General features: G+C 63.0%; 8 protein-coding genes and 2 pseudogenes. 5 read left to right on the top strand and 5 right to left on the bottom strand.

What is annotated here, in order from left to right; translation table 11 throughout:
• The coding region (locus PO768_RS26185) for an L-glutamate gamma-semialdehyde dehydrogenase (protein WP_272648395.1) at positions 1-1,560 on the top strand (1,560 nt) is incomplete at its 5' end.
• A complete protein-coding gene (locus PO768_RS26180) occupies positions 1,494-2,090 on the top strand; it encodes a hypothetical protein (RefSeq protein ID WP_272648394.1) in 597 nt (198 codons plus the stop codon). The genes PO768_RS26185 and PO768_RS26180, both read left to right, overlap by 67 nt.
• Positions 2,091-2,218: 128 nt before the next feature.
• Here PO768_RS26180 and PO768_RS26175 read toward each other — a convergent pair whose 3' ends face one another.
• Positions 2,219-2,716: a hypothetical protein gene (locus tag PO768_RS26175; protein ID WP_272648393.1), complete on the bottom strand. Its 498-nt coding sequence runs from the start codon at positions 2,714-2,716 to the stop codon at positions 2,219-2,221.
• Positions 2,717-2,943: 227 nt separating this feature from the next.
• On the bottom strand, positions 2,944-3,834 hold the full coding sequence (locus tag PO768_RS26170; protein ID WP_272648392.1) for a hypothetical protein: 891 nt from the start codon (positions 3,832-3,834) through the stop codon (positions 2,944-2,946).
• Positions 3,835-5,017: 1,183 nt separating this feature from the next.
• Between PO768_RS26170 and PO768_RS26165 the strand changes: the two are divergent.
• Positions 5,018-5,185, top strand: a pseudogene (locus PO768_RS26165) (IS5/IS1182 family transposase); the annotation flags it as partial.
• A gap of 488 nt (positions 5,186-5,673) precedes the next feature.
• Here the strand turns inward: PO768_RS26165 and PO768_RS26160 are convergent.
• Positions 5,674-6,222, bottom strand: coding sequence for a hypothetical protein (locus PO768_RS26160; protein WP_272648390.1), 549 nt, complete (start codon positions 6,220-6,222; stop codon positions 5,674-5,676).
• A 144-nt stretch (positions 6,223-6,366) separates the two neighbouring features.
• Between PO768_RS26160 and istA the strand changes: the two are divergent.
• Positions 6,367-7,188, top strand: a pseudogene (istA, locus tag PO768_RS26155) (IS21 family transposase); the annotation flags it as partial.
• A gap of 564 nt (positions 7,189-7,752) precedes the next feature.
• On the opposite strand, the gene PO768_RS26150 reads toward istA, so the two are convergent.
• The gene (locus PO768_RS26150) at positions 7,753-8,697 is read right to left on the bottom strand and encodes a LysR family transcriptional regulator (protein ID WP_272648389.1); all 945 of its coding nucleotides are present in this window, start codon (positions 8,695-8,697) and stop codon (positions 7,753-7,755) included.
• Between the two features lie 167 nt (positions 8,698-8,864).
• Between PO768_RS26150 and PO768_RS26145 the strand changes: the two genes are divergently transcribed.
• Positions 8,865-9,269, top strand: coding sequence for a RidA family protein (locus PO768_RS26145; RefSeq protein WP_137944344.1), 405 nt, complete (start codon positions 8,865-8,867; stop codon positions 9,267-9,269).
• Between the two features lie 9 nt (positions 9,270-9,278).
• Here the strand turns inward: PO768_RS26145 and PO768_RS26140 are convergent.
• Positions 9,279-9,900: C-terminal helicase domain-containing protein (locus PO768_RS26140; RefSeq protein WP_272648388.1), on the bottom strand; the 622-nt coding region annotated here is incomplete at its 5' end.

Below are 9,900 nucleotides of genomic sequence, written 5' to 3'. Positions count from 1 at the left end.
ACGGCCGCCGAGGTCGAGGCCGCGATGCAGCGCCTGGCGGCCGGCTTCCCGGCCTGGAACGCCACGCCGGTGGCCGAGCGCGCCGCCATCCTGCGCCGCGCCGCCGATGCGCTCGATGCGCGGCTGCACGAGTTCAGCGGCCTGCTGGTCAAGGAGGCCTACAAGACCGCCGGCGACTGCATCGCCGAGGTGCGCGAGGCGGTCGACTTCCTGCGCTACTACGCCGACGAGGCCCAGGCCCAGCCTTCGCCGTTGAGCGGCCGTGGCGTCTTCGTCTGCATCAGCCCCTGGAACTTCCCGCTGGCCATCTTCGCCGGCCAGGTGGTTGCCGCCCTGGTGGCCGGCAACACGGTGGCGGCCAAGCCGGCCGAGCAGACCCCGTTCGTCGCGCTGAAGCTGGTCGAGCTGCTGCACGAGGCCGGTGTGCCGGCCGATGCGCTGCAGCTGCTGCACGGCGCCGGCGAGACCGTCGGCGCCGGCCTGGTGGCCCATGGGCAGACGGCCGGCGTCTGCTTCACCGGCTCGACCCAGGTTGCGCAAATCATCAACAAGACGCTGGCCGCCAAGCCGGGCGCCATCGTTCCCTTGATCGCCGAGACCGGCGGCATCAACGCGATGCTGGTCGACTCGACGGCCTTGCCCGAGCAGGTCATCGATGCCGTGGTGCAGAGCGCCTTCCGCTCGGCCGGCCAGCGCTGCTCGGCGCTGCGCCTGCTGTGCGTGCACGAGAGCATTGCCGACGGCCTGATCGAGATGCTGGCCGGCGCGCTGCGCGAGCTGTGGGTCGGCCGGCCAGACGATCTGGCCACCGATGTGGGCCCGGTGATCGACGCCGCGGCCTTCGAGAACATCTGCCGCCATGTCGAGCGCCTGAAGCGCGAGGCGACACTGATCGCCGAGGCGCCGGTGCATGACAGCATGCCGCGTCTGGTCCAGCCGGTGGCCTTCGAGTTGGGCCGCATTGATCAGCTGGGCGCCGAGATCTTCGGCCCGGTGCTGCATGTGGTGCGCTGGAGCGGCGAGCCGGACGCGGTGATCGAACAGATCAACGCGCTGGGCTTCGGCCTCACCTTGGGCATCCAGACCCGCATCGACAGCCGCGCCCAGCGGCTCGCGAGCCTGGCCAGGATCGGCAATGTCTATGTGAACCGCAACATCATTGGCGCCGTGGTCGGCGTCCAGCCCTTCGGCGGCGAGGGCCTGTCCGGCACCGGCCCCAAGGCCGGCGGCCCGCACTATCTGCAGCGCTTTGCGGCAGTGGCCGAGGCCGGCCTCGAATCGCCCGCAGCGGCCGTTTCCACTTCAGACACCAGCGGCAACGCGGCACCGTTCCCCGCCGACGCGCTGGCCGCGCTGCAGCAGACCCAGGCGCACTGGCGCGAGCGCCCGGTGGCCGAACGNCCACTTCAGACACCAGCGGCAACGCGGCACCGTTCCCCGCCGACGCGCTGGCCGCGCTGCAGCAGACCCAGGCGCACTGGCGCGAGCGCCCGGTGGCCGAACGCGCCGCGCTGCTCAAGCGCGCCGGCGCTGGCCTGGACACCGCCAGCGCCGCGCTGATCGCTGCCCTGGCCCAGCAGGCCGAGCAAGACCTGACCCCGAAGGCCCTGCCCGGCCCCACCGGCGAAAGCAACGAGCTGCGCCAGCACGCCCGCGGCGTCTTCGTCGCCCTGGCCGCCGGCGCCGGCCAGCGCGGCCTGAGCGGTGTGGTCGCCAGCGCACTGCTGGCCGGCAATGCGCTGGCCCTGCTGGTCGATGAGCACAGCCGGCCGCTCGCTGAGAAGCTGCTGCAGGCGCTGAGCGGCGCCGGTCTGGACCGCAGCCTGGTCCAAGTCATCGGCCACGAGGGCCAAACCGCCTGGATCGCCAGCGCCGGCATCGCCGGCGTCTGCCTGGCCACGCCCGACGCCACCCTGGCCCGCCAGGTCCAGCGCCAGTTGGCCGAACGCCCCGGCGCCATCCTCCCGCTGATCACGGTCTTCGAAGCCTGCAGCGTCGGCCAGCTCTACCGCTTCGCGGCGGAGCAGACGCTGACGATCAATACCGCTGCCGCCGGGGGGAATGCGGCGTTGTTGGCGGGGGGGCATTGAGGGGCGGGAGGCAGGAGCGGGCAGGCGGCCTTTCTTGGCGCTCGACAGCTATTTCTCTGGCCGGACCCATGGTGGAGGTCGGCCGGGTAAGAATTGAAGCACCGGGAAGCCGAGGCTGCAGCGAAAGGTTATGCCTCTGCATGGCGTGACTTTGCCTGAGGCAGGAGGTTGAGGAACGACCAATGCAGAAAAATGATCGAAAGCTTTGCGGCCTCTGCGACGCCCTTCTTGCAAGCCACCGCATATGCCTCGCTCTGCAAGGGCTCCCACTTCAGCTTCAACGAATTGAGTTCATTCAGCGTGAGCTGATGTGATTCGTTGTGCGCGTATGCATTTCGAATCCCGTTTAGCGCTTTGGCTGCTCCGAGATGCGAGTCCGGAAGAACACCGAGCGCCGACGCCAGATCTACCTTCAATTCAAACGTCAAGCGATGCTTCTCCAGGATGCGGTCTGGTCGTTTAAGTGAGTTCGCAATGAGCGTCTCGAGTATGCGCTCGATTAGAAGATGTCCACGCAGGATCGACGAAAGTTCGGCCGAGTCGTAGACCAGCATGCCCATGCCATAGTCATCGAGCTCAGCGTACGTTGCGGTCGCGAAGTCGATTGGCGGCTTGGCTCGCTTCATGTCACTGATTGTTCAAGAGGCAACGTTTGAGCTAACCGGACCGTTGCGGTATGTGGTTAAAGGCCCAGAATGAAATGGTGGGCCTTTAGCCGCATGCCGCAATGGGTCCGGTTGAGCGAATGGTTAGCGAAGTAATCGGGCCAAGGCCGCAAATCGCCCGAAAGTCGCTCAGCAAAGTTCTTTGCAAATCAATCACTTAGGACGAGCGACTTGAGAGAACCCGATATTCATTTTTGCGAGGAGCGTCTTTTTCTTAGAAGCTCGCTTTGGAGCGAGGCGATAAGCTCACGATCGCCGCTCCGTATGTTTCTTTGAATGGAATTGACGCGCTCTGTATATGTTTGATCGTTGGTGATGTTTTGATATATTTCCAGGTAAGCCAAGGCTTCGGGGTAATTTCGTTCAATTATATCGCCTGCGCTCAGTACTGTGCCGAGCATAGCAAGGGCATCTAGTGATCCCAAAGCTGCGGCTTCTTTAAATCCAGTTATAGCTATAGCTGAGAATTGAGACCGAAGAACACCATCGGAACTTCCAATTCTTCGGCTTTCATCTAAAGCAGCTAAGGCTGCTTGATATACCCCACCCGACGCAGCGGTCGCCAGAAGCCCTATTTTTAGCGGTTCTAAAGTTGAAGAGTATTTTCTGCAAACTTCGCCCACCTCGATGCTGCGGGCACGATCCACGCAATGCTCCAAGAGTGTGTAAAGTTTGAACGCGGCAATTGAATCACCATTTTTGGATGCTTGGAGCAGCGCAGGAACATTCTGGGCAATTGCGAGCGGGTCTAGCGCATTTAGCAGAATTTCATTCTGCTCTGGGGAAATCCTTTGAAACTGCTTGCCCCATTCTGATTTCAATTCAGGCACATAAGGTTGCGGTGCAGTTTCGACTGAATGGATAGTATCTTTGAGGGCGCTTGATTGTCTCAATCGACTGCCATCTTGCGCTGTTTCTAGCAATTTTTGCGCCCCATGAGAACCCCCCTTTGGAGGGATTTTCTTTGGCATCGCAATGAAGAAAATAATCGCGCCAGCCAGTGCGACTAACGCGCCTACAGCAAGCCATCGAGCAGTCCAATTTTTCTTGAGAGCTAATGCTATGTTGGTTCGTTGCATATCCCATCCTTCAACGTCGGGTCTGATTTTTGAAGATAGTCTACAGGGATCTTCCATTAAGGAGGTATTTCCCTTTCGACATAATGGAATATACAAAGTACTCGCACTGAACGTTATTCATTCGGCGAATGGCCTGAAGCAGTTTGTTCTGCTTCTCAACGATGAATACCCAGGGGTCCCCCGGCAAGTTAGTTACCTGAGCTTCGATCAAATAACCGTTGAGGATCCGACATTGCCCCCTGATTGGGTTTTGTTTCGCGCAAATGAACAATCGGTCGTTGTAGGGTACGAAATGTGCGTGGACGTAGAGGCATTGAACCTTCAATTACTCGAGAAAAATGAGGCTGCCTTGTTTAAGGTACTGTCTTATGCGAGAAATTGAAATGAAAAAATTGAGAGCCTTTCGTTTAATTGGTTCCGTCATTTTTTGTGCAACTCTGTCTATTACATCTTTTTTTACGCATGCCGGCGTCGAACGAAATGATCCCGCGTGCAGAAACGAAACTGATTCGATAAACGAACTCATTCAGCGGCTTGTCGCACAATCCCACAGCGGTTCTTTCAGCAATCCTCCAGGCCGGCTCATAATGACACAGCCATTCAAGGACCCTCGGTGGGCGCATCCAGGATGGGAAAAGCGAGCGTGGACTACATATCACCGTACTCGCGTAGATCAATCACAGTATCAGAGTTTCGTTGTGCAAATCCACTTCATGTGGAATCGTGATCTTGGAGATTTTGATCAAGTAAAATTTACCACGACAGTAGAGCAAGGGTGCGTTGGGGAGCTGAAGATGGGAGATGCCGGCGACACACCAGATGACTTCCCGTGGCCAACGGGACCAGGATGGCCTGTTGCCCTCCCTGAATATACTAGCCCACCTGGCTCGTGGGGCGAGGTCATCGTTAGTAGTCCAGTTCCGGTGGGCCATATTTCAGTTGGAGGCGGCTATACTTGCACTGACTGCCACGGCGCGGGACGCGCTGCGTCAAACAACTCCCTGAGGAAAACTCTCACGAAGCCAGCATTGGAAAAGAAGGTTAGGGAGCTTGCTGGGAACGGACTAGCCAATAGTAAGTAGTCGGCCCTGCAAAACCTCTGCAACGCGCATGAACACTGAAATTTTCGGGTGAATGCCGATGGGCAGAACTCCCAGGAAGATATTCAATCGCCATTGATTTCTGGGAGTTCTTCAGCGGCATGGAGTATTACCAGAGCAAGCTGCCCTGCGACGCCACGCAGATCGGCCGCTTCCGGCGCGTGATCGGCGAGGCCGGAGTGGAGCAGTTGCTCAAGACCACGATCGAAGCGGCGGTGGCGATCAAGGCCGTTAATCCCGTCAAGCTGGAACTGGCCGCGTGACGTACCGACCGCCAATGCTTTGCTGGCAGCCCTGACGCCGTCATTCAAATCGTCCAAACGGATTCCGCAGGTCCGACTCTGTAAGGGCTTACTGGTCAATGTCGTGGTCGACGCCACTCATGTGACGCAGGTCGTCAGCAGCCAAGGTCCGTCCACGGCGCACTGTTCTGCCGAATCGGGCGAGCGGGATGGCATGCCTACGAACTGAGTCTTTCGACAAGGACTTACTGCGGTCGACGGCATGCGAACTGATTTGCATCGTTCATCCTGATCGGTTGATCCGACTTTGCCAACCAGTTGAAGTTCCTACACTCACATGTGCCGCACAAGGAACCATGGAGTGCCTATCCCAAGCACGTCGATCCGCGATCGACTTCGCGAAGCCGCCGTTCACTCAGCCGAGCTCGACAAGCCGCTAAACATTCACGATACCCATTGGGCGTCCTCGCGGAGGACACCATAGCGGCGCCAGCTCTTCAGTTGCTCGACAGCTCCCGCACACAGTGCGGCGCCTGATCCACCGCGGCTTTCATCTCCAGCATCTGGTCCCAGCGTGCGTACTGGTCCTTCAGCTTCTGTGCCGTTTCCATCGGCACGAAGGGTTCCTCTCGCCGCTCGCCCTTCAGCCAGAAGCGATACCAGTCCACGTTCCCCTGCAGCGAGATCATCCGCTCGCTGGGCCGCGACAGCGCATGGCCCCCGTCCGGAAACATGAGCATTTCCACCGGACGGTACTGCCGCCGCAGCAGCGCGTAGACGTCCGAGTAGTTCTTCGCGTAGAGGCCGTAGGACTCGATGCGCAAGGCGGCCCGGATGCAATCCGTGTACAGCGACGGGTCATTGCGAATCCAGCGGACCCTGGACTCGCCAAAGGGCCGTAAGCGGCTGCCGAACACACCTTGACGGGTGCGGCCCAGGGTGGCGGGGTCAGGCTGGCGGTGACCAGCGATGCGGCAGCAGCTCGTCGATCCGGCTGGCCGGGTGAGTGGGCAAGCTGCGTATTTCAGCCCATCGCGGCCACCCATTTCAGCGGAACGCGGACAGCGTTTCAGACGAACGCGGACACCATTTCAGGCTGAACGCGGACAGCGTTTCAATCTGATCCCGGACACCCCGAGCGCGCGCAAGTGACCTGAGCCGTGGGCATGCTGACCGATTTTTCGGTCCTCATGCCCACCCCCAGGATTCACATGCGCCAACTACGTCAAACCCTTCGACTGCACCTGGAATCGGGCCTGAGCATGCGCGAGTGCTCGCGCGTTCTGGGCATCGCCAAGACCACCGTCAACAGCGTCGTAATGAAGGCCCGTGCCGCCGGCGTCGATTGGGCGGTGGCCCAGACGCTGGACGATGCGGCCCTGGAAGCCCGCCTGTACGGCCCCGCCGTGCCGCGCGCCAGCACCCAGCTCGAACCTGACTTCGCCCTTGTCCACCAAGAGCTCAAGCGCCCCGGCGTCACCCTGCAACTGCTCTGGGAGGAATACCAGCGCAGCCTGGCCGACGCGGGCTCGCAGGCGTACAAGTACACCAGCTTCTGCGTGAAGTACCGCGCCTGGGCCGCTGGCCTCAAGCGCTCGATGCGCCAGGTCCACCCGGCCGGCGAGCGTCTGTTCATCGACTACGCCGCACAGACCGTGCCGCTGATCGACGCGGCCACCGGCGAGATCCGTGCCGCCCAGATCTTCGTGGCCGTGCTCGGCGCGTCGAACTACACCTTCGCCTGCGCCACGCCGACGCAAACCGCCGCCGACTGGGTCGGCGCCATCATGGACGCGCTGGAGTTCATCGGCGGCGTGCCCCGGCTGATCGTACCGGACCAGGCGCGTGCCCTGATCGCCCGGCCGGACCGCTACGAGGCCACGCCCGGCCGCCTGGTCGAGGAGTTCTGCGACCACTACGACGTGGCGATGCTGCCGGCGCGCCCGGCCCGTGTTCGCGAAGGCGCTGCTCTACTGTTTCGATCTTTTGCTCTCGAGCTTCCTGCTCGGCGAGGCCCTGGTATGCGCCAACGCCAACTGCAATAAGACCGGCGAGTGCGCCGATTACACCGGCAACGGTTTCGGTGATCTTCTTGTCGACCAATCCAGATTGGGCCAAGAGCGCGATCATGATGGCAATAGCTGTGGCCGCAATGGCCGAAAGTAGCGCCGCCCGGATGCGCTTGTCGTCACGCTTCCATGCCTTTACCAGCGACTCGAAGAACGATATATACGGGTCGAAGAGCATGATTCCCTAGGCCAAATAGTCGGCGTCTATCTGCCGCTTTACGGCCTCCGGCATGAGGCAGGCCATGGCGAGCGGCAGAAAAACCGAATTGAACTGAGCCGCCCCGCCCGATATCGTCGGTCTTTGGTGATCGGATCGATTCAGCGAGGCCATGCGGCCAACTATGGGCGGGCGGCCGGCGACGAGGCTTCGGAATTGCCCTCGCTACCCCTTTGGGGGACCAGTTGGCGCCGTCAGCGACATCTATCCGTCAAGACCTGTCCCCGCAGGCCTCGATGCCCGCCGTGCGCTTGGCACGCGGGGCCGCAACAGCCACGAATGGCCGGCCGTCAGGAACGGCTCGACCTCAGCGCAACCCCCGCCATCAACTCCTCAATCCACTCCATGAACATCCGCAGCTTCGCGCTGACATGCCGCGTCGGCGGGTAGGCGAGGTACATGGGCATTGGGTCGATCTGCCAGTCGTCGAACAAGGGCAGCAGCTCGCCGCGCGCGGCATGGGGCTCGGCCATATAGCGCGGCAGCCAGAGCACACCCATGCCGGCGAGGCCGGCCGCGAGATAGGCGTTGCCGTCGTCGGCCGCGACGACGTAGCGGCCACTGACCTCGACGGACTCCTCCGCGGCGCCCCGGCCGCGGCGCATCGGCATGGTCGCGACCCGGCCGCTGCCGGAGCGCAGGAAGCCGACGATGCGGTGAGGCGTGGGCGTGGCGCCGTCGTTCAGCTCGGCGGGATGGGTGGGTGTTCCGGCGCGTTGCAGGTAGTCGGGTGCGGCATAGACGCCGAGCTGCAGCTCGCCGACGCGCCGTGCGATCAGCGAGGGCACGGTGACCTCGCCGCCGCGCAGCACGCAGTCGACGTTGTCGCCGATCACATCGACGATGCGGTCGCTGACGCCCATATCGATCTGGATCTCTGGATAGCGTGCATGGAACTTGGGTAGCGCCGGCATCAGGATCAGGCGCGCAAACGGGCTCGGCACGTCCACCCGCAGGCGGCCGCGCGGCGCTGCCGTCAGGCCGGCCAGCCCGGCATCGGCCTCCGCCAGGTCCGCGAGCACGCGCACAACGCGCTCGTAGTACGCGGCGCCCTCGGGCGTCACCGTCACCCGGCGGGTCGTGCGGTGCAGCAGCTTGACGCGCAGCCGCGCCTCCAGCTGCTGCACCAGCTGCGTCACGGTGGTCTTGCTGAGGTGCAGGGTCTGCGCCGCTTTGGTGAAGCTGCCGGCCTCCACCACGCGGGCGAAGGCTTGCAGCGCGTCGAATCGGTCCATCGGCTGGGGCGCTTGGCGAAAAGAATGGGGGCTTGGCGGCGATTGTCCTGAATCGCCAAACAGTCATTGTGCGAGCTGCTTGTTTATCGCGGGGCGCGGGCTCCCTAAAGTCCGGGGCATCCGATCCCTTTTCCCTTTTTTCATTTATGCCTTCAAGGAGTTCCCGCATGTCCTCACGCGATGTTGTCATCCCCGCCGGCCGTCACGCGCTTTACGAACTGCACCGCTACTCGCCGGCCATCCGCTCGAATGGTTTGCTGTTCGTCTCGGGCCAGGTCGGCAGCCGGCCAGACGGTTCGCCCGAGCCTGAGCTCGATGAGCAGGTGCGCCTGGCCTTCCGCAATCTCAACGCCATCCTGGCCGAGGCCGGCTGCAGCTTCGCCGACGTGATCGATGTGACGGTCTTCATGGTGAACCCGCAGGACCATTTCGAACGCGCCTGGGCTGTGGCCGCCGAGTACTGGGGCGAGGCACCGTACCCGACCGCTACCGCCGTCGGTGTCACCTGGTTGTCCGGCTTCCAGTTCGAAATCAAGGTGATCGCCAAGCTGCCGGAGGCCGGCGCGCGCTGAAGCGCGGGCTCAGCCCTCCGCCAGGGCCCGCGCGCGCCAGAACCCAGCATCGATCAGCTGCTCGGCGCCGCTGATCTCGTTGACCAGCCAGAACTGTCGCCCGTCCGGGCTCAGCCGGCTGACCTCGCCGGTGTGGCGGCCGGCCCGCACGCGACGGCCCAGGGCATTGGCCGGGAAGTCCGGCTGCCGCGCCAGATCCCTGAGATCCAGCGCCACGCGCGCATCGCCGGCCAGGCGCAGGCGCTGCACCAGGGGTGCGAGCAGGGGGCTGGCCGCGTCGCTGGCCGAGAGATAGACGATCAGCTTGGCCTGGGCGCGGCTGAACGCGACATTGAGCAGGCGTTGCGCCTCCTCGCCATGCAGAAAAGGCTGGCTGCCGTCCACCGGATCGAACAGCACCACCGGCGCCTCGCTGCCCTGGGCGCGGTGCACGGTGCTGACCTTGACGGCCGCGTCGGGCACGCCGCGCTCGCGCAGGCAGCGGCGTATCAGCGCGCGCTGGGCGCGAAACGGCGTCAGCACGATCAGCTCCTGCGCCCGCCAGTCGCCGCTGGCGAGCGCGGCCGCCACGGCCTCGGCCATCGCCTCGGCCGATTCGCGCCGCACCGGTCCGCGCTCGGCCGCCGACCAG

Source organism: Paucibacter sp. XJ19-41, assembly GCF_028462495.1.
Taxonomy (GTDB): Bacteria; Pseudomonadota; Gammaproteobacteria; order Burkholderiales; family Burkholderiaceae_C; genus Roseateles_E.
The sequence above is the reverse complement of the archived record's forward strand: the minus strand, read 5'-3'. Positions and strand labels throughout refer to the sequence as shown.

Bases quoted from the DNA above. Each gene is read 5' to 3' on its own strand.
- PO768_RS26170 (WP_272648392.1), bottom strand. From the start codon at position 3,834: ATGCAACGAACCAACATAGCATTAGCTCTCAAGAAAAATTGGACTGCT.
- PO768_RS26150 (WP_272648389.1), bottom strand. From the start codon at position 8,697: ATGGACCGATTCGACGCGCTGCAAGCCTTCGCCCGCGTGGTGGAGGCC.
- PO768_RS26175 (WP_272648393.1), bottom strand. From the start codon at position 2,716: ATGAAGCGAGCCAAGCCGCCAATCGACTTCGCGACCGCAACGTACGCT.
- PO768_RS26160 (WP_272648390.1), bottom strand. From the start codon at position 6,222: ATGGGTGGCCGCGATGGGCTGAAATACGCAGCTTGCCCACTCACCCGG.
- PO768_RS26145 (WP_137944344.1), top strand. From the start codon at position 8,865: ATGTCCTCACGCGATGTTGTCATCCCCGCCGGCCGTCACGCGCTTTAC.